The organism is Kosakonia oryzendophytica (assembly GCF_900094925.1).
Lineage (GTDB): Bacteria > Pseudomonadota > Gammaproteobacteria > Enterobacterales > Enterobacteriaceae > Kosakonia > Kosakonia oryzendophytica.
Window position 1 is genome coordinate 360,693 of record NZ_FMAY01000003.1, and the last position, 22,128, is coordinate 382,820.

Annotated in this window: 20 protein-coding genes; 6 read left to right on the forward strand and 14 right to left on the reverse strand. The window is 57.9% G+C overall.

The window, feature by feature from the left end:
* Positions 1-85 precede the first annotated feature (85 nt).
* Positions 86-856, forward strand: a complete 771-nt coding sequence (locus tag GA0061071_RS07810; protein ID WP_061497401.1) for an amidohydrolase — start codon at positions 86-88, stop codon at positions 854-856.
* 51 nt (positions 857-907) lie between these two features.
* Here the strand turns inward: GA0061071_RS07810 and GA0061071_RS07815 are convergent, their stop codons facing one another.
* The 8 genes from GA0061071_RS07815 to GA0061071_RS07850 form a co-directional block, all read right to left on the reverse strand.
* A complete protein-coding gene (locus tag GA0061071_RS07815; RefSeq protein ID WP_088236807.1) occupies positions 908-2,509 on the reverse strand; it encodes a gamma-glutamyltransferase family protein in 1,602 nt (533 codons plus the stop codon).
* A gap of 9 nt (positions 2,510-2,518) precedes the next feature.
* On the reverse strand, positions 2,519-3,394 hold the full coding sequence (locus GA0061071_RS07820; RefSeq protein ID WP_061497405.1) for an ABC transporter permease: 876 nt from the start codon (positions 3,392-3,394) through the stop codon (positions 2,519-2,521).
* Positions 3,394-4,338, reverse strand: a complete 945-nt coding sequence (locus tag GA0061071_RS07825) for an ABC transporter permease (RefSeq protein WP_088236808.1) — start codon at positions 4,336-4,338, stop codon at positions 3,394-3,396. Before GA0061071_RS07825 ends, GA0061071_RS07820 begins: the two co-directional genes overlap by 1 nt.
* Positions 4,339-4,357: 19 nt before the next feature.
* The gene (locus tag GA0061071_RS07830) at positions 4,358-5,872 is read right to left on the reverse strand and encodes an ABC transporter substrate-binding protein (RefSeq protein WP_170933816.1); all 1,515 of its coding nucleotides are present in this window, start codon (positions 5,870-5,872) and stop codon (positions 4,358-4,360) included.
* 12 nt (positions 5,873-5,884) lie between these two features.
* Positions 5,885-6,952: an ABC transporter ATP-binding protein gene (locus GA0061071_RS07835; protein WP_088236809.1), complete on the reverse strand. Its 1,068-nt coding sequence runs from the start codon at positions 6,950-6,952 to the stop codon at positions 5,885-5,887.
* Positions 6,949-7,962, reverse strand: a complete 1,014-nt coding sequence (locus tag GA0061071_RS07840) for an ABC transporter ATP-binding protein (RefSeq protein WP_088236810.1) — start codon at positions 7,960-7,962, stop codon at positions 6,949-6,951. The genes GA0061071_RS07835 and GA0061071_RS07840 overlap by 4 nt, the downstream gene beginning before the upstream one ends.
* A complete protein-coding gene (locus tag GA0061071_RS07845) occupies positions 7,959-8,675 on the reverse strand; it encodes a FadR/GntR family transcriptional regulator (RefSeq protein WP_088236811.1) in 717 nt (238 codons plus the stop codon). Before GA0061071_RS07845 ends, GA0061071_RS07840 begins: the two co-directional genes overlap by 4 nt.
* A gap of 440 nt (positions 8,676-9,115) precedes the next feature.
* A complete protein-coding gene (locus tag GA0061071_RS07850; RefSeq protein WP_088236812.1) occupies positions 9,116-9,880 on the reverse strand; it encodes a DeoR/GlpR family DNA-binding transcription regulator in 765 nt (254 codons plus the stop codon).
* A 137-nt stretch (positions 9,881-10,017) separates the two neighbouring features.
* Between GA0061071_RS07850 and GA0061071_RS07855 the strand changes: the two genes are divergently transcribed.
* Positions 10,018-10,422, forward strand: a complete 405-nt coding sequence (locus GA0061071_RS07855; RefSeq protein WP_088236813.1) for a hypothetical protein — start codon at positions 10,018-10,020, stop codon at positions 10,420-10,422.
* Positions 10,423-10,433: 11 nt separating this feature from the next.
* Here the strand turns inward: GA0061071_RS07855 and hpxK are convergent, their stop codons facing one another.
* The 3 genes from hpxK to GA0061071_RS07870 form a co-directional block, all read right to left on the reverse strand.
* Positions 10,434-11,684 carry an allantoate amidohydrolase gene (gene hpxK / locus GA0061071_RS07860; protein ID WP_088236814.1) on the reverse strand — a complete coding sequence of 417 codons (1,251 nt, stop codon included), beginning with the start codon at positions 11,682-11,684 and terminating at the stop codon, positions 10,434-10,436.
* Complete coding sequence (locus tag GA0061071_RS07865) at positions 11,681-12,922, reverse strand: pyridoxal-phosphate-dependent aminotransferase family protein (RefSeq protein WP_061497422.1); 1,242 nt, start codon at positions 12,920-12,922, stop codon at positions 11,681-11,683. Before GA0061071_RS07865 ends, hpxK begins: the two co-directional genes overlap by 4 nt.
* A 204-nt stretch (positions 12,923-13,126) precedes the next feature.
* Positions 13,127-13,966: a MurR/RpiR family transcriptional regulator gene (locus GA0061071_RS07870; RefSeq protein WP_061497424.1), complete on the reverse strand. Its 840-nt coding sequence runs from the start codon at positions 13,964-13,966 to the stop codon at positions 13,127-13,129.
* A 117-nt stretch (positions 13,967-14,083) separates the two neighbouring features.
* Between GA0061071_RS07870 and GA0061071_RS07875 the strand changes: the two genes are divergently transcribed.
* The 4 genes from GA0061071_RS07875 to hpxZ are packed head-to-tail and all read left to right on the forward strand — an operon-like array spanning position 14,084 to position 17,618.
* A complete protein-coding gene (locus tag GA0061071_RS07875; protein ID WP_088236815.1) occupies positions 14,084-15,667 on the forward strand; it encodes a gamma-glutamyltransferase family protein in 1,584 nt (527 codons plus the stop codon).
* Positions 15,668-15,676: 9 nt separating this feature from the next.
* Positions 15,677-15,865, forward strand: a complete 189-nt coding sequence (gene hpxX / locus GA0061071_RS07880; RefSeq protein WP_088236816.1) for an oxalurate catabolism protein HpxX — start codon at positions 15,677-15,679, stop codon at positions 15,863-15,865.
* The gene (locus GA0061071_RS07885; RefSeq protein ID WP_088236817.1) at positions 15,862-17,238 is read left to right on the forward strand and encodes an AtzE family amidohydrolase; all 1,377 of its coding nucleotides are present in this window, start codon (positions 15,862-15,864) and stop codon (positions 17,236-17,238) included. The genes hpxX and GA0061071_RS07885 overlap by 4 nt, the downstream gene beginning before the upstream one ends.
* Complete coding sequence (gene hpxZ / locus GA0061071_RS07890) at positions 17,235-17,618, forward strand: oxalurate catabolism protein HpxZ (protein WP_061497432.1); 384 nt, start codon at positions 17,235-17,237, stop codon at positions 17,616-17,618. Before GA0061071_RS07885 ends, hpxZ begins: the two co-directional genes overlap by 4 nt.
* 34 nt (positions 17,619-17,652) lie before the next feature.
* On the opposite strand, the gene cysH is transcribed toward hpxZ, so the two are convergent.
* From cysH to cysJ, 3 genes are read right to left on the reverse strand one after another with little or no spacing between them, the layout of a single operon-like run.
* Positions 17,653-18,387: a phosphoadenosine phosphosulfate reductase gene (cysH, locus tag GA0061071_RS07895; RefSeq protein WP_061497434.1), complete on the reverse strand. Its 735-nt coding sequence runs from the start codon at positions 18,385-18,387 to the stop codon at positions 17,653-17,655.
* A gap of 59 nt (positions 18,388-18,446) precedes the next feature.
* Positions 18,447-20,159, reverse strand: a complete 1,713-nt coding sequence (cysI, locus tag GA0061071_RS07900; protein ID WP_088236818.1) for an assimilatory sulfite reductase (NADPH) hemoprotein subunit — start codon at positions 20,157-20,159, stop codon at positions 18,447-18,449.
* Positions 20,159-21,964, reverse strand: coding sequence for an NADPH-dependent assimilatory sulfite reductase flavoprotein subunit (gene cysJ, locus GA0061071_RS07905; RefSeq protein ID WP_088236819.1), 1,806 nt, complete (start codon positions 21,962-21,964; stop codon positions 20,159-20,161). Before cysJ ends, cysI begins: the two co-directional genes overlap by 1 nt.
* Between the last annotated feature and the right edge of the window lie 164 nt (positions 21,965-22,128).

A 22,128-nucleotide genomic window follows, 5' to 3' on the forward strand; every position in this document is an offset into this window, starting at 1 on the left:
TCATGCCTGAACCCGCATTTCGCGGGTTTTTTTATTACGCCTCATGCTACAGTGTGAAAATGCTGTCTTACGGGGAGTCGATACTGTGCCTGGTTTAAAAATTACGCTGTTACAACAACCGTTAGTCTGGATGGATGGGCCAGCCAACCTGCGCCATTTCGACATTCAGCTTGAAGACGTCACCGGGCGTGACCTGATTGTACTGCCAGAAATGTTTACCACCGGCTTTGCCATGGAAGCCGCGAAACAGTCTCTACCACAGGATGAGGTGGTGGCGTGGATGTATGACAAAGCCCGCCAGACCAATGCGCTGATCGCCGGGAGTGCCGCGTTGCAAACCGATCGCGGGCCGGTAAACCGCTTTTTGCTGGTCGAGCCGGGCGGCAACGTGCATGTCTACGATAAACGCCATCTGTTCCGCATGGCCGATGAACATCATCATTACGAAGCGGGCAACGAGCGGGTGGTGTTTGAGTGGCGCGGCTGGCGCATTCTGCCCCTGGTCTGCTATGACCTGCGTTTCCCGGTATGGTCGCGCAACCGCAATGATTACGACCTGCTGCTGTATGTGGCCAACTGGCCAGCGCCGCGCTCACTGCACTGGCAATCTCTGCTGGTGGCCCGCGCCATTGAAAACCTTGCCTGGGTAGCGGGTTGCAACCGCGTCGGCACCGACGGCAATGGTCACCACTACCGCGGCGACAGCCGGGTTATCAGCCCGCAGGGCGAAATCATCGCCACCGCCGAACCGCATCAGGCCACGCGCATTGACGCTGAGCTGTCATTAAGCGCGTTGCAGGAGTATCGCGAGAAATTCCCCGCGTGGCAGGATGCAGACCCGTTTACCCTGGGTTAACCCTGCACCGTCCAATTCCCCTCCCCTCAGGGGGAGGGGAAGATCAGGGCATCAGCTCACCAGTGCCTGACCATCCTTCCGGCTTTCTGTCGCTGCCACATAGTGGCCTTCCGCCATGCGATAAACCACTTGCGCACCGCCAAAGTTATAGCCCGCCAGCGGGTCTTCCACCGAAATCTGGTGCCCACGCTCGCGCAACCCCGCAATCACATTGCGGTCGAACGTTGCCTCAACGGAGACGTCCCGGCCCTGCACCACGCGCCAGCGCGGCGCATCAATGGCTGCCTGCGGGTTCTGCCTGTGCAGCATAATACGCAGCGCCATTTGCATATGCCCCTGCGCCTGCATCGGCCCCCCCATAACGCCAAATGACATCAATGGCTTGCCATCTGCGCCCAGCGCAAAGCCGGGAATGATGGTATGAAACGGTCGTTTGCCGCCGGCCAGCGCATTCGGATGGTTGGGATCAAGCACAAAGCCGCAGCCGCGGTTTTGCAAGCTGATGCCGGTATCCGGCACCACCACACCAGAGCCAAACCCCATATAGTTAGACTGAATAAACGACACCATCATGCCGCTGGCATCAGCGGTGGAAAGATAAACGGTACCGCTTTGCGTCGGTTCACCGTAGACAAAGTCCGAGGCTTTATCCGGATTGATCAATGCCGCACGCGACTTCAGGTAATCGTCACTGAGCAACCGTTCAGCCGCAAACTCCAGATGGTCTTCATCGGCGACATAGCGGTCGAGATCCGCCAGCGCCAGTTTCATCGCTTCAATCGACAGATGCAGCGACTGTACCGAGTCCGGGTGATAGCGGCCAATATCGCACTGCTCAAGGATGCCCAACGCAATCAGCGTCGCAATCCCCTGCCCGTTCGGCGGCAACTCATGCACCGAACCACCAGCAAACTCGCGTGACAGCAGCGTCACCCAATCCGCTTTGTGGTTCGCCAGATCCGCCTCGCTCAGGTGCGCGCCATGCGCTCTGGCAAACGCGGCTATTTTCTGCGCCAGTTCCCCGCGATAGAACGCCTCGCCGTTGGTCTGTGCGATCAGCTCCAGCGAACGGGCCTGTGCCGGGTTACGGAAGATTTCGCCAATAGCAGGCGCACACCCTTGCGGCGCAAAACAGGCGCTGAAACCGGGCTGATCCTTCAGCTTGTGGTAACCGCGCTGCCACAGATGGCCAATCAGCGGTGACACCGGAAAACCGTCACGGGCATACTCAATCGCAGGCTGCGCCAGCGTGGTTAACGGCAGCGAACCGAAACGTTCTGCCAGCGCCACCCAACCGGATACCGCCCCGGGCACCGTTACCGCGTCCCAACCCAGTTCCGGCACCGCTTTTTTACCCGCGAACATATCCGCATGCCAGCTTGCCGGGGAGCGCCCGGAGGCGTTCAAACCCTGCAACGTCTTCCCATCCCAGACAATGGCGAACGCATCGCTGCCAATGCCACAGCCGGTTGGTTCCACTACCGTCAAGGCCATTGCCGTGGCGATCGCTGCATCCACGGCATTACCACCGAGCATCAGCATACGCATTCCCGCTTGCGCCGCCAGCGGCTGGGAGGTCGCCACCGCATTACGCCCGATCATCGGCGCGCGCTGTGAGGCATAACCGACATTAAAATCTATCGCTTTGGTCATCGATACTCCTTAGTCGTGGCGCGGATCGAGCGCGTCGCGCAGCCCATCGCCGAGTAAATTAAATCCCTGCACGGTCAGAAAAATCGCCACACCGGGGAAGATGGACATCCACGGCGCTTGTTCCAGAAAACCTTTGGCAGTATTGAGCATCGCCCCCCAGGAGGGATCCGGCGGCTGTTGCCCAAGGCCAAGGAAAGAGAGACTGGCTTCAGTGATGATCGCCGACGCAATCGCCAGCGTGGCCTGCACAAGGATCGGCGACATCACATTTGGCAACACATAACGCACGATTATCCAGCGGTCCGGCAGCCCAATCGCGCGTGCGCCGTCGATGTACTCTTCATTGCGAATGGCGATCACCTGGCCCCGCGTCAGGCGGGCAAAAATGGGCATCGCCGACAAGCCTATCGCAATCATGGCGTTCGTCAGGCTGGGACCAAGAAACGCGCCGAGAGCAATGGCCATAATCAGAAACGGGCAGGCCAGTAATGCCTCAATCACGCGCGAGATCACTCCATCCCAGAGACCCTGGAAGTAGCCCGCCAATAGCCCCAACGGCACGCCAATCACCACGGCGATCACCACCGAGACACAGCCTGCCAGCAGCGAGGTGCGCGCCCCCCAAATCATGCGCGATAAAATGTCACGCCCCAGTTCATCCGTACCAAACCAGTAGAGCGCCGAAGGGGGTTTACGCACGGCCAGGAAATTCGCCTTTACCGGATCAAACGGCGCGATCCACGGAGCCAGCAGCGCGATCAACACAAATACGCCGACGATCACCGCACCAATGACGGCGCTCCTGTTGGCAAGAAATGCCTTCAATACCCGGTTTTCCGCGTGCGGCAGCGAAGCCGCGACACGATTGGTGGTCAGTTCGGCCATTATTCGCTCCGCATTTTCGGGTTAATCAGCACATACAACACATCGGCCAGCAGGTTAAGCAGCAAGAAGCCGATAGCCACCACCAGCACTACACCCTGTACCACCGCGTAGTCGCGGTTAAACACCGAATCGACAATCATCTTGCCAAAGCCGGGAATGGTGAACACCTGCTCAGTAAGCACCGCGCCGCCCAGCAATTCGCCAAACAGCAGCGTCGTCAGGGTGATAACCGGCACCAGCGCATTACGAAACGCGTGCTTCATGATCACCGCTTTGGGCAACAGCCCTTTGGCGCGCGCCGTACGGATATAATCCGCCTTCAGCACGGCAATCATGGATGCGCGCGTATGCCGCATCAGCGTTGCCGCCAGCCCGGTGCCCAGCACCAGCGCAGGCAGCAGCAACGTGCGCAGGTTCTGTAACGGATCTTCGCTAAACGGCACAAAACCGGACGCGGGCAGCCACTGCAAGTTGACAGAAAAAATCAGGATCAACAAAATCCCCAACCAGAAATGCGGCACCGAAATCCCGGAAATCGCCACAAAGTTCGCACCGTGGTCAACCCAGCTATGACGGTTGACGGCCGCCAGAATCCCCATGCTGATACCGAACAGCAGCGCGATGATCATCGCCAGCAGCGACATTTCCAGCGTCACCGGCAACTTGGCGGCGATCAGGTGCGTCACCGGTTCCTGTGTACGTAACGAAACACCCAGATCGCCCTGTAGTGCACGGGTCAGCCAGTTGAAATACTGCACCGGGATCGGCGCATCCAGGTTCAGCTCAGCACGCAACTGCGCGATCACCGCCGGGTTGCGCTCCTCGCCAAGCATGGCGGTCAGTGGATCGCCGGGCAGCAGTTTTTGCAACCCGAAAACCATCATACTGACCAACAGCAGCGTCGGAATGGCGAGCAGCAGGCGTTTGCAAATCAGTTCCAGCATGGTAGCTCCTCAACACCTGTTACTTCGCCAGCGTCAGCCCCGCCAGACGCACAATGCCGTCCGGATAAGGTTTAAAGCCCTGCACGCTTTTGTTAAGGCCAAACAGACGCGGCTCAAAGTAGAGATAGGCAATCGGCATGTCGGTTTGCAGTTGTTTCACCACGTTTTCATACAGCCCCTGGCGAATCGCCGGATCGTTATGCAAACGTGCCTGCGTCAGCCACTCATCAACCTGCGCATTGCTGTAGCGGCCATCGTTAAGCGTGCCTTTGCTGTGAATAAAACCAAAGATACTGCCATCCGGATCCGGGCGTCCCGACCAGCCGGAGAAACTGAGCTGGAAATCACCGGTTTGCTGCCTGTCCAGCAAGGTGGCGAACTCGGTCATTTGCAGGTTAACGTTAAAACCGGCTTCGGCGGTCATGGCCTGTAATACCTGACCGACCTGCTGTGAGATAGGGTTGTTCGGCACCAACATTGAGACCGTCAACGGTGTGGTAACCCCCGCCGCTTTCAGTAACGCTTTGGCTTTTTCCACATCCCGCGGCGGCACTGGCAGCTTCACGTGGTACGGGCTGACAGGGGAAAACGCCTGGTTTGCCGGCGCATACAGACCTTCAAACACCACCTGATTCAGCGCCTCGCGGTCGATGGCCTGCGAGAAGGCTTCACGCACGCGGGCATCTTTAAACGGATCGTTAGCCGCAACCTTGCCATTGTTGATGTTAAAGGTGATGCCCTGGTAACCCAGCCCGGTTACTTTCTCCAGTTGAAGCTTGCTGTCGTTCTGCACGGTTTTTACATCACTGGCCGCAATGCCTTCTGTCAGATCCAGATCGCCGGCGCGCAGGTTTGCCAGTCGCACGGACGCATCCGGGATCGGCAGGTAGATAACTTTGTCGAAGTGATACGCGCTTTTGTTCCAGTAATTCTCAAAGCGCGACAGGACAATGCGATCCTGCGATACGCGGCTGTCAAACTTGTACGGCCCGGAGCACACCGGGTGCGCAGCAAAGTCCGGCTTTTTCGCCGCTTCCGGTGCCAGCATCGCCCCGGCACGATCGGTAAGCTGCATTAACAACGCGGAGTCCGGCGTTTTCAGATGCAGAGTGATTTGCAGCGGTCCGCTCACTTCAACGGATTCAATGGAGGAGATTTCGCTTTTGCGCAGCGAACCCGGCAGCGTCAGCGCGCGATCCAGGCTGAATTTAGCCGCCGCGGCATCAAACTTTTCACCATCGTGGAAGGTGACGCCTTCGCGCAAATTCATGGTCAGGGTCTTGCCATCGTCACTCCACGACCAGTCCTTTGCCAGACCCGGCTTCACGTGAAGATTTTCATCGACATCCACCAGCCGGTCGCACAGCGAAGCAAACACAAAGCGGCCATAGTAGGTGCGCGCCAGATGAGGATCGAGCATATCCGGATCGGCTCCCAGCCCAATGCGCAGCACATTTTCAGCCTGCGCAGGTAACGCCGCGCCCAGTAACATGGCACTTCCCAGAACGGTCAAAAGAGAATTTCGCACAATCATTAACATATTCCTTTAAGGAGAGGTGTGAGAGGCCGCCTGTTCAAACAGAGCGCGACGGCGCAGGAACGCGGCGGAGGGCGGAGCGATATGAATCACACTGCGATCGCGGTTGATCTCTTGCCAACGATGGCAGGAGACCTGACGACCGCCGTCGAGCACCTGAGTAATGGGCTCGCGTTGACGACACTCTTCGGTGACATAGGGACAACGGGTATGAAAACGGCAGCCCTGTGGCGGGCTGGCCGGGTTGGGTAAATCGCCTTGCAACAGTGGCGTTTGCCGCGCAAGACCTGGCTGCGTCTGCGGTGCGGAGGCAATCAATGCCTGGGTGTAAGGGTGCAATGGCGCATCGAAAATCTCATCAACACGCGCCATCTCTACAATTTGCCCGAGATACATCACTGCCACGCGATCGCTCATATGGCGGATCACCGCCAGACCGTGCGCCACAATGATCAACGTCAGCCCAAGCTGCTGCTTGAGATCTTCTAACAGATTCACCACCTGGGCCTGTACGGAGACATCCAGCGCGGAAACCGGTTCATCACCGAGCAGCAGTTTCGGCCCGGACGCCAGCGCGCGGGCAATGCCAATACGCTGGCGCTGTCCGCCGGAGAACTCATGCGGGTAGCGCCGCGCCCAGGCCGCCGGCAACCCCACGGTGCTAAGCAATTCAGCGACCCGTGCCTGGCGATCCGCTTTGCCCATTTTTTGGTGTAACCACAGCGGCTCACCCACAATCTGCTCCACGGTCATGCGCGGGTTCAGCGAAGCAAAGGGATCCTGAAAGATAATTTGCAGTTCACGACGCAATTGATTCAGGCGCGAGCCGCTGGCATGAGTGATCTCCTCTCCCTGGTAATAAACGCGGCCTTCAGAAGCGCTTAGCAAACGCAGCAGCAGGCGACCAAGGGTGGATTTTCCGGAGCCGGATTCGCCGACAATCGCCAGAGTTTCACCGGGGTAAACACGCAACGAGATGCGATCGACTGCGGTCACGTAACGCTTCGGCGCAAACAGCCGTGTTGGCCCGGCAAAGCGTTTGCTCAGATCGAGCGCTTCAAGGATCGGTGTGCTCATACGGTTTCTCCCGGCGCAATATGCTCTTCAAGGGGGGCGCGGAAACAGGCCACCTGATGGCCCGGCCCCAGCGGCTGTAGTGCAGGTTTTTCCTGATGGCAGCGGGATTGTGCAAACGGGCAACGCGTGGCGAAACGACACCCTTTCGGCATCGTCTCCGGCAGCGGCACCGCGCCGGGAATGGTGGAGAGTTGGCCTTTGCGCGCACCGAGTGAAGGTATCGATCCCATCAACCCAATGGTGTAAGGGTGTTGCGGATCGGCGAAAATCGCCGCCACGCTGCCCTGCTCCACCACCTGTCCGGCGTACATTACCGCCACCTGCTGGGCGACTTCCGCCACGACACCCAGATCATGGGTGATCATTAATACCGCCGTGCCGGTTTCGGCTTTCAGGGTGTTGAGCAGCGCCAGGATCTGCGCCTGAATAGTCACATCCAGCGCCGTGGTGGGTTCATCGGCAATCAACAGACGCGGCTTATTAATCAGCGCCATGGCGATCATCACGCGTTGGCGCATACCGCCAGAAAGCTGGTGTGGGTAAGCCTTCAGACGCATTTCTGCCGCCGGGATCTGGACTTTTTCAAGGATCTGTAACGCCGCGTCCCTTGCCGCATGGCGCGAAAGGTGCTGATGGCGCATCACCGCTTCGCTAAGCTGATCGCCAAGGGTGAACGCCGGGTTCAGGGAAGTCATCGGCTCCTGAAAGATCATTGCCAGCTCATTGCCGCGCAAGTTGGCATACTCGCGGGCAGAGAGGTGGCGTAGGTCATGTTGGCGAAATTGCATCTCACCGCTGACGATCTGTGCGCTGCCGGGCAGTAACCCCATCAGCGCCAGTGAGGTAATGCTTTTGCCGCAGCCGGATTCCCCCACCAAGGCCAGCGTTTCGCCACTGTTTATGGTCAGCGAAATGCCATCCAGCACGCTGACAGGCGAGCCGCTGAATTGCACGTTCAGATTATGCAGCCGCAATACCGGCGCGGCCTCTTTATGCGGGAGAGTTGTCATGGCGTATCGTCCCCGAGATGAATGGCCTGCATCAGGGCATGTTGCAGATCGAGCAGGTGCTCACGCATCGCAGCCGCTGCAACATGCGGCTGCCGTTCCCGGATGGCGTGCATAATCCGGTGGTGATGATCGTTATAGCGATCCACTTTTGCCGGGGTACGCGCCAACTCTCGCAGATGGTGCCAGCCAGGTTCGCGGCGCACCGCGTCAAGGGTGTCAAAAAGACCGAGCATCAAGCGGTTTCCCGCCGCTTCGGCGATGGCCCGGTGAAAAGCGCTGTCCCACAGCTCATTAAGATCCGGATCTTCCGGACTGACGTTATTGATGCGTTCCAGCATGCGTTGCATCAGCGCCAGGTGCTCGTTGCTGGCGCGCAACGCCGCCAACCGCGCAAGACCCGGTTCTATGTGCAAACGCGCTTCCATCACTTCCAGCATATTGGTTTGTTGCACCAACCCCTGGATTGCAGCCGGTGCGACGGGCGCGGCAGGGCCAATAAAGGTACCTTTACCCTGTTTACGCCAGATACGCCCCTCTTCTTCCAGCACATCGAGCGCGCGGCGCACTTCGCGTCGCCCGACGCCCAGGCTTTCCGCCAGTTCGCGTTCTGTGGGCAGAGGAGTCCCTGGTGTTGACTCATGTTGGTGAATAAGCCCACGAAGTTGTTCAAGCGCTGTACTGGAATTTGCCAGATAGCGTGATGGTCTTTCCATATTGGTTCATCCGCGTTTAGCGTTATTTTTTATTAAATTACAAATGGTTAAATAAAAACGCATTTGCACCACCCGCGATGAATAAAGCAATTACCGAACCAATCTGGCATTGGTTCGGTCATGTTTTTGAAATTTTTGTTAATGCTTTGATTTGATAATGTTTATTTTTGATCCTGCACTGACGGGCGTTCGCCACGCAAAACAGGCTGTACACAAAACGCACACTTAGCGTGCAAACGATGCACTAAAAAGGGGGCAGAGCTTCAAACGGGTTTGATGACGGTGAGCGGAGAAGGCATTACCCCTTATCCGAGGATGACGCCCGATAGCGCTGTGCTTATCGGGCTTGCAAAGGGAACGAATGGGTTTGGTGCAGGCAGGCCGGATGCCTGGGCAGGCAATGACGATAAATCAACACAACTTAACACAACCGAGCAATGCTATTCCGCCACCTCAAACCGCAGGCTGGTATGACGGAAGCTGTGCGTGGGAGTTTGTGTGCTGGCGACAACAATGTCGATCTCCTCACAACCCGCGACCTTGTAGCGCGCCACCTGCGAAATTTTGTCGGCAGTGACGGCGGCAATCACTTCATTGCTCTGGTTAAACACCTCTTTTTTGAAACAGGCATCATCGTAATAGGCTGCGCTGAGTCCAGCCTGCGGATCCAGCCCACAGACGCCGATAAACGCCTGATCAAAAAGCATATTGCGCAGTTGATTCACCGTCTCTGAACCCAATGCACTCCCTACCAGCGGGTTCACTTTCCCACCCAGCATAATCAGTTCGCCGCTTTTGCGACTGCTCAGCGCAGCGGCAATTTGGGGGGAATTGGTCACAATGGTTAGCTCCATTTCATGCGGGATAAAGTTCACCATTAAGAGATAGGTAGAGCCGGAATCAATAAAGATGCAGCTGCCGGGCTTGATCATTTGTGCACATCGGCGTGCAACCGGCTCTTTTTCTTCCACATTTTCTGCAACGCGCGTTTCAAAGCTGGCGGATTGTTTAAGCTGGCTGACAGCGCCGCCATACACTTTTTTGCACAGCCCCTTTCGCGCCAGCTCCTGTAAATCGCGGCGAATGGTATGTTCGGACACGCCTAACTGACGGGCAACATCCACGCCAATCACCCGGCCCGTGTCGATCAGCATCTGATGGATCAGCGCTTGCCTCTGCTCAGGCAATGCATTGTAGTCGGTCACACTCAGCCCTCAAAATTAACACAACCTTGCACAAATAAACACAATCTATCATAGTGTATTCGATCCATGATACATGTTCAGGTCAGGCATGACGACAACGTGGATAAAGAATCAACGGGTTATAAGGGGAGCTGATTATGTATCAGGACATCATCTATCAGGATCTGGATAAAACCATCGACCATCTTGAACACCGCACCGTCGCCTGGTTTACGGAAAATAAGCACCAGCCGCCCGCCGGACTCTTTTATCTCTACCTGCGGGCCTCCCGCACAGGGGAATTTTGCACCGACTATGCCCGGTTACTGGATGGCTCAATGGTGTGCCTGAGCGACATCCTGCCGCAACTGGCCCATCGTTTCGCGCCGCGCATCGCAACGGCGGCAGAGTTGCCCGGACTGAAAACGCGGCGCATTCTGAGCATGCTGCTTTACTGGCTGAGCCAGCACCACAGCGGCCAGAGCGACGCGTTGCCAGGGCGTGAAGAAGTGATGGACATCTTTTCCAGCATTCTCGAAAACACCACGCTGCGGCTGTGGTAAGCCGCAACGCGCTACGGCGTCAGCACCAATTCCCGCACTGTCAGGCTCATTGCCCGAAGCGCCAGTGCCACATCACTCACCATGACGTTTTCCGCCGGGTGATGGCTAATGCCTTTTTCACAGCGCACAAACAGCATGGCCGATGGCCAGCGTTCGGCAATGGCAATCGCGTCATGACCCGCGCCACTGGGCAACAGCAGCACACGCCGCTGAACGTTTCGCACCGCATCAGCCAGCTTGTCGCGCAATTCGCCATCGCAGGGCGTGGCGGCAATGGTATAAAAAATATCGTGGCTAAACGCCACTCCACGCTGTTCTGCAATGCGCATGGCTTGCGCCAGTAAGTGGTTCAGTAACGCTTCACGCTGTGGGTCATCGGAACTACGAATATCCAGCGTCAGCGACACCACGCCGGGGATCACATTCACCGCACCGGGTTCACACTGCAAGGTTCCCACGGTCGCAACCAGTTCAGGACCAGCTTGCCGCGCAGCATGCTCAATCAATACCATCCATTCCGCCGCGGCGGCAAGCGCATCGCGGCGATGGCTCATCGGTACAGTGCCAGCATGCCCGGCCTCGCCGGTAAAGCGGCAATGCAAACGGCGGGCACCGTTAATGGCCGTAACGACGCCGATCGCCAGATCTTCCTGCTCAAGCACCGGCCCCTGCTCGATATGCAACTCCAGATAAGCCGAGAAATCCGCCGCCGGGCGTTGCGCATCGCCAATACGCGTCGCATCAAGACCGGCGTGCGCCAGCGCCTGTGCCACGCTTATCCCCTGTGCGTCTTCACAGGCCAGCCATTCAGCAGGCCAGCTTCCGGTAAGACCGCGACTGCCAAGAAGCGTGATATTAAAACGGGTGCCTTCTTCATCGGCAAAGCCCACAATCTCAATCGCCTGGGTTCCACGCACGTTTGCCCGGTGCAGCCCGTCGACAATTTCAATGGCGGTCAACACACCCAGCATGCCGTCGTAACGCCCGGCATCGCGCACGGTATCAAGATGCGACCCCAGCAGCACCGCCGGAGCACCTTCCGATGCCGCTTCGTAGCGCCCACAAATATTGCCCACCGCATCCTGCCAGGTGCGCATACCCGCCTGTTGCATCCACGAGGCGACCAATGCGTTAGCTCGCAGATGCTCGGGCGACAGATAGACCCGGGTGAGCTGCCCCGGCGTTTCACTGATACGCGCGAGTTCGTCGCAGCGCGCCATCACCCGCTCTGCGGCGCGGGCGGCCTCCCCGGCGGTCATCATCCGTTCGCTCCGTCGTAGATATCCCACGCAGCCTGCATGCCCGCCCCCTGAACAGTGCGCAACCCCAGGCGGTTAAGCACGGCTTCCAGCGCCGTCAGGGTTTGCAGAACGCAATCTTTCCGCGCGTTATACCCCATGGTGCCAATACGCCAGATCTTGCCCTGTAGCGGACCAAACGACGTCCCGATCTCAATATGGAAATCTTCCAGCAGCCGTTTACGCACCTCTTCGCCCTGCACTTCCTGCGGAATCATCACCCCCAGCACGTTATTCATCTTGTGGCTGATATCGCCGAATACCGTCAGCCCCATGCCCTGGATGCCCGCCAGCAGCGCACGTCCATGCAGTTCATGGCGGGCGATGAGTGCGTCCATGCCCTCCTCCAGCATAATGCGGGCGCATTCGCGGGCGGCAAATAACATGCTCGTTGCTTCGGTATGATGGTTCAGGCGTTCCGGCCCCCAGTAATCCATTACCATGCCAAGATCGAAATAATTGGAGTAGATCATCTCATCTGCGCCGTCCTGATGTGCCTCGGTACGGATCCCCTGCTCCACGCATTTGCGCGCGCGGATCGCGGCTTCCATCGCCGGGCTTAGAGTCACCGGCGAGCTACCGGACGGGCCGCCCAGGCATTTTTGCAAACCGGCGGAGACCGCATCCAGCCCCCAGGCATCGCTCTCCAGCACGTTACCGCCCAGCGAGGCGGTTGCGTCGGTATAAAACAGTACACCGTGACGGCGGCAGATCTCACCGAGGTGCTCCAGCGGTTGTAGCATGGTGGTGGAAGTGTCGCCATGCACCGTCAGCAACAGGCGCGGTTTAACCCGAACGATCGCATCTTCGATCTGGTCCGGCGTAAAGACCTCACCCCAGGGAACCTCAATCGTGTGTACTTCCGCACGGCAGCGACGGGCAATTTCACACAGCAAATGACCAAATCGACCAAACACCGGCACCAGCACTTTATCTCCCGGGCGAATGGCCGACACGAGGATTGCCTCAATGCCCGCGCGGGAAGTGCCATCCACCAGCATCGTCCAGCGGTTTTGCGTGCGGAACACCTGGCGGTAGAGTGCCATCACCTCGTTCATATAGCCGGTCATCACCGGATCGTATTGCCCCACTAACTGGCTTGCCATGGCGCGCAGCACGCGCGGATCGGCATTGATCGGCCCCGGCCCCATTAACAAACGTTGAGGCGGGTTTATTTGCGGGAACTGCTGAAAATCGAACATGGGCGCATCCTTTGATGTGCGACAGCACAGATGGTGAAACAAAAGGTTCTTTAATGTTATTTTTGCAACTAATGTGCCACAGACAAAAAGATGAAGCCAGCATAGGAATAACCTGGAATCTACGACCATTTAGTCAAAAAAAACGGGACGCTAAACGCCCCGCCATGCATCATCATTGTGGTGCAAAAGCACCATTAAAGTGCATTACCGTTGTTCCAGTTCATCCAGGTCGGTGTACAACGATGCGATCTGATGAATGCGCTGCCGCCCTGCGGTGAGAGTGGTATGCAGCAAGGCGTTCGCCAGTAAATTCACCAGGCTCATGGCACAGCTGTAGCTATCAAATGCCGAGACGCTGTCCAGCGGCAAGCCAATATGCCAGCGGCACAGCGCTTTGATACGGGTCGCCTGCGGCTCACTGATCGCCAGCACCGGTACGCCCTGCTGATAGAGCGCCTCCAGTACCGGCCGCACCACGCGTGGACGGCGGCGAAACGCGACCATCACCACCATATCAGCAGGCGTGATATCCACTAACTCTTCCGCCAGCGTCTGCCCCGGCTGCGGCAGCACCATCACCTGGCCCCGGCTTTGCAGCAGTTGCTGACGCAAATGCAGCGCGACCGGCGCACTGTTGCGCAGGCCAATGATCACGATCCGACGGGCCTCGCCAAGTGCGCTAATCACTTCGGCAAAGTGCCCGGCATCGAGCGCATTGACCCATTGGGTCAGGTTTGCCATCTCCTGCTTGTAATGACGCGCCAGCAACGTATTACCCTGCACGGCATCGCGGTTCTCCGTCAGCGGCATTCCGCTCTGGCGCAGGCTGCGTAACTCATCGCGCATCTCTTTAAAACGATCGTAGCCTAACCGTTTAAACAGACGACTGACGGTGGCTTTCGACACCCCGCTGAGCCGCGCCAGTTCAGCGCTGTTATAGCTCACCAGATCGTCAAAGTGATCAATGACAAATGACGCAACACGTTGTTCCTGCGGGGAAAGCTGGTCATAACACTCCCGCAGACGTTCATCCAGCTGCTGCATAGCCTCTCCTGCAACTTTTGTTTCACGATAAGCTGACACAGTGAAACGCTTGTCGTCAATCTGGAACAGCTCTTGCTTAGTCATCTCCACTTACCCAAGACTACAGGAAGCGTGACGATGCAAAGTAATATGGCCCCCTCTGGCATGGCGGTGACCCCGCACCATCTTGCCAGCGAGTCGGCGCTGTCGGTTTTACGCCACGGCGGCGATGCCATTCAGGCGATGGTTGCCGCTGCCGCGACCATCGCGGTGACCTACCCGCATATGAACGGGATTGGCGGCGACGGCTTCTGGCTGATTGTGCCGCCGGAAGGCGAACCGTTAGCCATTGACGCCAGCGGCGCAGCCGGGCAGCGGGCAACTCAGGCGTTTTATGCCGGACATTCCCATATTCCTCATCGCGGCCCGCTTGCCGCCCTTACCGTACCCGGCACGCTCAGCGGCTGGGATGAGGCATTAGCGGTTTCCGCCTCGCTGGGCGCAGCGCCGTTACCCCTGTCGCGCCTGTTGGCCGATGCCATTCGCTACGCGGCGGACGGTATTCCGGTCACACAGTCCCAGGCCAGCGCCAGCCAAAATAAATTTCAGGAACTGGTGGACGTGCCCGGTTTCGCCAGTACCTTTTTGCCACAAGGCGCCGCGCCGCAGGCAGGCAGCCGTTTTTGCCAGCCAACGCTGGCCCGCACCCTGACCCGACTCGCCACCGAGGGGCTGGACAGCTTTTATCGCGGGGGGCTCGCGCAACTGATGGCCGATGAGATGCAAGCACTGGGCATCCCTATTACCGCCCAGGATCTGGCACATCACCGTGCTCAGCGCCGCGTACCGCTAAAACTCCGGCACAGCCAGGGGGAGGTATTTAATATGACGCCGCCCACGCAAGGGCTGGTGTCACTGGCCATCCTCGGCATCACCGATCATCTGGACATGGCCCAGGCGAACGACGTGCAAACCATCCACCGTATTGTGGAAGCGACCAAAAAAGCCTTCGGCCTGCGTGACCGCTACATTACCGACCCGCGCCACGTCACGCTGCCGGTACAAAGCCTGCTCGAGCAAGCACCGCTGGCGCTGCTGGCTGACAGCATTGACGAACAGCGCGCAGCGCCCTGGGGCCAGGGCAAAGGGCCGGGGGATACGGTGTGGATGGGCGTGATCGACAAAAACGGTCTGGCGGTCTCGTTTATCCAGAGCATTTACCATGAATTTGGCAGCGGCGTGGTGCTACCGGAGAGCGGCGTTCTGCTGCAAAACCGCGGCGCGGCCTTTAGCCTCGATCCGTCGCATTTGCTGGCGTTAATGCCGGGTAAGCAACCCTTCCATACCTTAAATCCCGCAGCAGCGCGGCTCAACGACGGGCGCACCATGGTGTACGGCACGATGGGCGGCGACGGTCAGCCGCAAACCCAGGCCGCCATTTTTACCCGCCATGTGATGCAAGGAATGCCTTTACAGGCGGCGGTCTGCGCACCGCGCTGGCTGCTGGGGCGCACCTGGGGACAGGCGTCGGAAAGCCTGAAACTGGAAAGCGGTTTTAGCGAAGAGACATTCCTCGCACTACGCAAGATGGGGCATGAGGTGGAGTGGCTGCCCGGCTTAAGCGAAGCCACCGGGCATGCTGGCGCTATCCTTCGCCATGCCAATGGCATGCTGGAAGGGGCTTTCGATCCGCGCAGCAATGGCAGCGCAGCCGGTTTTTAAGGAGCAAAGATGAACACCACTGATTTTGACTGGCTCACCTACATCCGGCTGATGGAGCAACTGCTGGCAGTGCCGCTGGACGATGCCCGTCGCGCGGAACTGGAAGTACAGCTCACCCGTATCGCCGCCATGGCGCAACCGTTAATGGCCTTCCCCTTACCACACCGCCAGGAAGGCGCCGGGGAGTACCGCCTATGAACTTATCGATTGGTGATATTCAACGCGGGCTGCGAGAGAAAACCTTTAGCGCCAGCGAACTGGCGCAGCGCACCCTGGCGCACATTGAGCAGCACAACCCGCAACTTAATGCGTTTACCGATATCACCGCGTCGCGCTTACGGGTGGAAGCGGCGCGTATTGATGTGCGCATCGCCCAGGGTGAACCACTGCCTGCGCTGGCAGGCGTGCCTTATGCGGTAAAAAACCTGTTTGATATCGCCGGGATCACTACCCTTGCCGGAGCCGAACTGTTCAGTACCCAACCGGCGGCCACCCAGGATGCCTTTGCCATACGCCAGCTCACCCGCGCCGGGGCGACGCTTGCCGGAGCGCTGAATATGGACGCCTATGCTTACGGTTTCACCACGGAAAACAGTCACTATGGCGCAACCCGCAACCCGCGCGATCCGCAACGTGTGGCAGGTGGATCGTCCGGTGGCTCCGCTGCGGCTGTGGCAGCGGGTATGGTCAATTTTGCCCTCGGTACCGATACCAACGGATCGATTCGCGTACCAGCGTCGCTGTGCGGTATTTATGGCCTGAAACCCACGTTTGGTCGTCTCTCCCGCACCGGTAGCCACCCGTTTGTCGCCAGCCTCGATCATATTGGCCCACTGGCACGCAACGCGGAGGATCTGACGCGTGTGTATGATGCGTTGCAAGGGCGTGATAACGATGATCGCTGGCAGTCCACACGCACCGCCGATATGGCTCTGCCAGGTCTTGTCGCAGGCAACGCGCTACGCTGTGCGGTGCTGGATGGCTACTTCTCAACCTGGTGCGATGACGATGCGCGGCAGGCGGTAAACACCGTAGCCCAGGCGCTGGGCGCAGATCGCACCGTGACGCTACCGGAAGCCGAACTGGCGCGTTCAGCGGCGTTTTTGTTGTCAGCGGCGGAAGGGGGAAATCACTATCTTCCCGCACTGCGCACTGAAGCGTCGCGCTTTGAACCGAACTCCCGCGAACGTCTGCTGGCCGGAGCCATGACGCCGTCAGCCTGGTACACCCAGGCACAGCGTTTCCGCGCCTGGTTTCGCGATAAAACCTTGCCGCTGTTTCAACAGCTTGACCTGCTGCTCGCGCCGGCAACGCCCTGTAGCGCAACACCGATTGGTACGCCGACCATGCGTATTAACGGGGCGGATCTGCCGGTGAAAGCGAGTATGGGTATGTTGACACAACCGATCTCTTTCCTTGGTCTGCCGGTGGTCACCGTACCGGTAAAAACCCGTAGCGGTTTGCCGATTGGTGTACAGATTATTGGTGCGCCCTGGCAAGAAACCCGCTGTTTACAGGCAGCATGGCGGCTCGAACAAGCCGGAATACTTTATCCACAGGACGCAACATGAACCGAGACAATATCGATCGCCCGGCGATCCTCAACGAAGTGACCGCGGCCTTTTACCGCTATGAGCAGGCACTGATAAGCAATGATATAGACGTACTGGATGAGTTGTTCTGGGACGATGAGCGCACCGTGCGTTATGGTGCGACAGAGAATCTGTATGGCATTGCCGCCATTCGTGACTTTCGACATTCACGCCCTTCCGCCGGGCTGGACAGATTGTTACGCAATACCACCATCACCACTTTTGGCGAGGACATGGCGGTGGCCAGTACGGAATTTACCCGTGAGAACAGCGAACGCGTGGGCAGGCAGATGCAGACGTGGGTGAAATTCCCATGGGGGTGGCGCATTGTCGCAGCGCATGTGAGTTTGATGGGGTGAGAAAGCCCCCTCCTACGCAGGAGGGGGAGATGTATTAACCTTCGTGCAGCCCGCATTCGCGTTTCAGGCCGAAGAAGCGGGTCTCTTCCTCCGCCATACCCGGCTCCCATTTACGGGTGGTATGGGTATCGCCCACCGAGAGATAACCCTGATCCCACAGAGGATGGTAGCCCAGACCGTGTTTTTGCAGGTACTGGTATACCGTGCGGTTATCCCAGTCGATAATCGGCAGCACTTTAAACACGCCGCGCTGGATGCCTAATACCGGCAGATTGGCGCGACTGCCGGATTGCTCGCGGCGCAGCCCGGCAAACCAGGTTTGCGCATTTAATTCTGCAAGCGCACGGTTCATCGGCTCAACTTTGTTGATGTCATTGTACTTTTCAATGCCTTCAACGCCCTGCTCCCACAGTTTACCGTAGCGCGCTTCCTGCCAGGCCGGACTGTGCTCAGCACGGTAGACTTTCAGGTTAAGCTTGAGCTTGTCCGTCAGCTCGTCGATAAACTGGTACGTTTCCGGGAACAGATAGCCGGTATCGGTGAGGATCACCGGAATGCCTGGACAGACCTCATTGACCAGATGCAGGCTTACCGCCGCCTGAATACCGAAGCTTGATGAGAGCACATACTCGCCCGGCAGGTTTTCCAGTGCCCAGGCTACACGCGCTTCAGCGCTCAGCGTTTCGAGCTGCGCATTCGTTTCGGCAAGCTGGAGTACTCGCTCAACTTTTGGCAGCGCGTTCAGCGCATTAAGATCGAGTTTGGACATACGTTCCTCACTGTGTTCGTTGTCTGATAGCGCGACGCTTATCAGGCTTACAGGCTGCGTTATTCCCAGAAATCCCGCGCGGGATCGAGCACCGGGCGAATGATGCCAGCGCGGATGGTGAAATCGCCGAAGCCTTCACCCTCTTTGCGTTCACTCGCCCAACGTGCGACCAGCTCATCAATCGCGTTGAGAATTTCCGTTTCCGTAATGTTTTCACGGTACATCCGCGGGATCCGCGTACCAATACGGTTACCGCCAATATGCAGGTTATAGCGCCCCGGCGCTTTGCCGACCAGGCCGATTTCCGCCAGCATCGCGCGACCACAGCCATTCGGGCAGCCGGTCACACGCAGCACAATGTGGTCATCGCCCACGCCGTGTTTCTCCATCACCGCTTCCACTTTATCAACGAAAGAGGGCAGAAAACGTTCGGCTTCCGCCATCGCCAGCGGACAGGTCGGGAACGACACGCAGGCCATGGAGTTTTCACGCTGCGGTTTGACCGCGTCCATTAACCCGTGCGCACGGGCCAGTTTTTCGATTTTCGCTTTCTGGCTTTCCGGGACGCCCGCCACAATCAGGTTCTGGTTGGCGGTTAAGCGGAAATCGCCTTTATGGATCTTAGCAATTTCCAGCATGCCGGTTTTCAACGGGCGGCCGGGATAATCCAGAATACGGCCATTTTCAATAAACAGCGTCAGGTGCCATTTATTGTCGATCCCCTTCACCCAGCCGATACGATCGCCGCGGCCAGTAAATTCATACGGGCGGATCGGTTCAAACTTGATGCCAGCGCGACGCTCGACTTCCGCTTTAAAGGTATCGACACCCACGCGTTCCAGCGTGTATTTGGTTTTGGCGTTTTTACGATCGGTACGGTTGCCCCAATCACGCTGCGTGGTCACCACCGCTTCCGCGACAGCCAGCGTATGTTCCAGCGGCAGGTAGCCGAATTCGCTCGCCGTACGGGCGTACGTTTTCTTATTGCCGTGCTCCACAGAGAGACCGCCGCCGACCAGCAGGTTAAAGCCCACCAGTTTGCCGTTTTCCGCCACGGCCACAAAGTTCATATCATTGGCGTGCAGATCAACATCGTTCTGCGGCGGGATCACCACCGTGGTTTTAAATTTACGCGGCAGATAGGTTTTACCGAGGATCGGCTCTTCGTCCGTGGTCGCGACTTTCTCAGCATCGTGCCAGATTTCGGCATACGCGCGGGTGCGTGGCAGCAGGTGCTCAGAGAGTTTTTTTGCCCACTCATAGGCTTCAGCATGCAGTTCCGACTCAATCGGGTTCGAAGTGCAAAGCACGTTGCGGTTCACATCGTTGGCGGTCGCCAGCGCATCAAGACCGACTTCATGCAGCATCTGGTGCGCCGGTTTCACGTTCTTTTTCAGAATGCCGTGAAACTGGAACGTCTGGCGGTTAGTCAGACGAATGCTGCCATAAAGGGTTTTGTCCGCCGCGAATTTATCGATCGACAACCACTGTTTTGGCGTAATAATGCCGCCCGGCAGACGACAGCGCAGCATCATGGCATGACGCGGCTCCAGTTTCTGCTCGGCGCGCTCGGCGCGAATATCGCGGTCATCCTGCTGATACATGCCGTGAAAGCGGATCAGCAGAAAGTTGTCGCCGTTAAAACCACCGGTCAGACCGTCGTTCAGATCTTCAGCAATGGTGCCGCGCAGGTAGTTGCTCGCCTCTTTCAGACGCTCGGCATCCGCCAGTTTTCCTTCGACCACCAGTGGGCCTGGATGTTTTTCGCTCATTAGTAGACATCTCGCTGATAACGGCGCTCAACGCGCAGCTCACTTAAAAATTCATCCGCCGCTTCGGCATCCATCGCACCGAATTCGGCAATCACGTCCAGTAAAGCCTGCTCAACGTCTTTCGCCATGCGATTGGCGTCGCCGCAGACATAAATATGCGCACCGTCATTGATCCAGCGCCACAGCTCTGCGCCCTGTTCGCGCAGTTTGTCTTGTACGTAGACTTTTTCTTTTTGATCTCTGGACCAGGCCAGATCGATACGGTTCAGCACGCCCTCTTTCACATAACGCTGCCACTCCACCTGATAGAGGAAATCCTCCGTAAAGTGCGGGTTACCGAAGAACAGCCAGTTTTTACCAGGCGCTTCCTCGGCTGCGCGTTGTTGAATAAAGGCACGGAACGGTGCAATACCTGTACCGGGGCCAATCATGATTACAGGGGTTTCCGGGTTAGCGGGCAGGCGGAAATTGTCGTTATGCTCGATAAACACCCGCACTTCTCCCTCTTCCGGCACGCGATCGGCAAGGTAACCCGAGGCTCCCCCCGTACGGGCGCGGCCTTCAACGTCATAACGCACCACACCAACGGTGATATGCACTTCGCTCTCGACTTCCGCCTGCGCAGAGGCAATCGAATAGAGGCGCGGCGTCAGTGGGCGCAGCAGGCCAATCAACGCGTCAGCATCCAGCTGCGCGGGGGAGAAACGCACCATATCCACAATCGGCGTGGTGGCAGCATAGTGCTGCAATTGCGCTTTATCGCCCACCAGCGGCAGCAGGGATTCGCTACGGGTCAGCGTGGCGTAATTTTCCACGATGTTGGCCGTGTTAACCGTCAGTTCGAAATGCCACTGCAACGCTTCTGCCAACGGCAGCGTTTTGCCGTCGACGGTGACCGGCTCGTCGCCTTTCAGCCACAGCAGTTCAACCAGCTCTTTCACCAGTGCGGGATCGTTTTGATACCAGACACCCAGCGCGTCGCCTGGCTGGTAACGCAGCCCCGAGTCACCCAGATCGATTTCGATATGGCGAACATCTTTCTCAGAATCACGCCCGGTGATTTTCTGGTTTACCGACAAGCTCGCGGTGAGCGGCGCGTCTTTGCTGTATGGGCTGGAGAACACCTCATTCACAGCACCGGTTGCGCTCGCTACCGCCTGCGCAGGCGTGTCTTGCGGTACGCGGGCTTTCAGTACGTCAACCACGCGAGCGCGCCACTCGGTCGCCGCCGCCTGGTATTCCACATCCGCATCGACGCGATCCAGAAGGCGTTCTGCCCCCAGCTCCGCCAGTTTGCTGTCGAAATCTTTCCCGGCCTGGCAGAAGAATTCATACGAGGTATCGCCAAGACCAAAGACAGCAAACGCAGTGCCCTCCAGCTTCGGCGCTTTTTTGGAGAACAGGAACTTATGCAACGCAACCGCTTCTTCCGGCGCTTCGCCTTCCCCTTGTGTTGAGGTCACGACCACCAGCAGTTTTTCACTGGCGATCTGTTTGAATTTGTAATCGCCGGCGTTGACCAGATTGACGTTGAGTTTTGCCGCCAGCAGATCGTCGCGCAGCGCTTCGGCGACGCGACGAGCGTTGCCGGTTTGCGAAGCGGAAATCAGCGTAATGGCCGGGATCACCGCAGCAGGGGCCGGTGCAGTCGTCGCCGCGCCAGGCTGCTGGTTCAGCACGCCCCAGAAATAGCCAGAAACCCAGGCAAGCTGGGCGGGTGTTAAATCAGTGGTGGCTGCCTGAAGGCACGCCAGTTGCTCCGGATTGAGCGGGAGCAACGCGGAAGGTGGGACCTGAGTCGTCATGCGTCGTTATGTTCCAGTAGCAAATTCCCCTTCGCTTTTCACGACGCCTCCGGGTGGGCAGCAGCGCAAAATCCTGCGGGGTTATAATGTAGAAAAAACCGAAGTGAAACTAAGGTTAACGGTGGGGATAATAACAATTAAAGAAAGGTTGGAAATAACAAATA

What these genes read in the sequence shown, in the direction of transcription:
- GA0061071_RS07815 (WP_088236807.1), bottom strand. Translation starts at nt 2,509, where the DNA reads ATGACCAAAGCGATAGATTTTAATGTCGGTTATGCCTCACAGCGCGCG.
- GA0061071_RS07820 (WP_061497405.1), bottom strand. Translation starts at nt 3,394, where the DNA reads ATGGCCGAACTGACCACCAATCGTGTCGCGGCTTCGCTGCCGCACGCG.
- GA0061071_RS07825 (WP_088236808.1), bottom strand. Translation starts at nt 4,338, where the DNA reads ATGCTGGAACTGATTTGCAAACGCCTGCTGCTCGCCATTCCGACGCTG.
- GA0061071_RS07830 (WP_170933816.1), bottom strand. Translation starts at nt 5,872, where the DNA reads ATGATTGTGCGAAATTCTCTTTTGACCGTTCTGGGAAGTGCCATGTTA.
- GA0061071_RS07835 (WP_088236809.1), bottom strand. Translation starts at nt 6,952, where the DNA reads ATGAGCACACCGATCCTTGAAGCGCTCGATCTGAGCAAACGCTTTGCC.
- GA0061071_RS07840 (WP_088236810.1), bottom strand. Translation starts at nt 7,962, where the DNA reads ATGACAACTCTCCCGCATAAAGAGGCCGCGCCGGTATTGCGGCTGCAT.
- GA0061071_RS07845 (WP_088236811.1), bottom strand. Translation starts at nt 8,675, where the DNA reads ATGGAAAGACCATCACGCTATCTGGCAAATTCCAGTACAGCGCTTGAA.
- GA0061071_RS07855 (WP_088236813.1), top strand. Translation starts at nt 10,018, where the DNA reads ATGTATCAGGACATCATCTATCAGGATCTGGATAAAACCATCGACCAT.
- hpxK (WP_088236814.1), bottom strand. Translation starts at nt 11,684, where the DNA reads ATGATGACCGCCGGGGAGGCCGCCCGCGCCGCAGAGCGGGTGATGGCG.
- GA0061071_RS07865 (WP_061497422.1), bottom strand. Translation starts at nt 12,922, where the DNA reads ATGTTCGATTTTCAGCAGTTCCCGCAAATAAACCCGCCTCAACGTTTG.
- GA0061071_RS07870 (WP_061497424.1), bottom strand. Translation starts at nt 13,966, where the DNA reads ATGCAGCAGCTGGATGAACGTCTGCGGGAGTGTTATGACCAGCTTTCC.
- GA0061071_RS07875 (WP_088236815.1), top strand. Translation starts at nt 14,084, where the DNA reads ATGCAAAGTAATATGGCCCCCTCTGGCATGGCGGTGACCCCGCACCAT.
- hpxX (WP_088236816.1), top strand. Translation starts at nt 15,677, where the DNA reads ATGAACACCACTGATTTTGACTGGCTCACCTACATCCGGCTGATGGAG.
- GA0061071_RS07885 (WP_088236817.1), top strand. Translation starts at nt 15,862, where the DNA reads ATGAACTTATCGATTGGTGATATTCAACGCGGGCTGCGAGAGAAAACC.
- hpxZ (WP_061497432.1), top strand. Translation starts at nt 17,235, where the DNA reads ATGAACCGAGACAATATCGATCGCCCGGCGATCCTCAACGAAGTGACC.
- cysH (WP_061497434.1), bottom strand. Translation starts at nt 18,387, where the DNA reads ATGTCCAAACTCGATCTTAATGCGCTGAACGCGCTGCCAAAAGTTGAG.
- cysI (WP_088236818.1), bottom strand. Translation starts at nt 20,159, where the DNA reads ATGAGCGAAAAACATCCAGGCCCACTGGTGGTCGAAGGAAAACTGGCG.
- cysJ (WP_088236819.1), bottom strand. Translation starts at nt 21,964, where the DNA reads ATGACGACTCAGGTCCCACCTTCCGCGTTGCTCCCGCTCAATCCGGAG.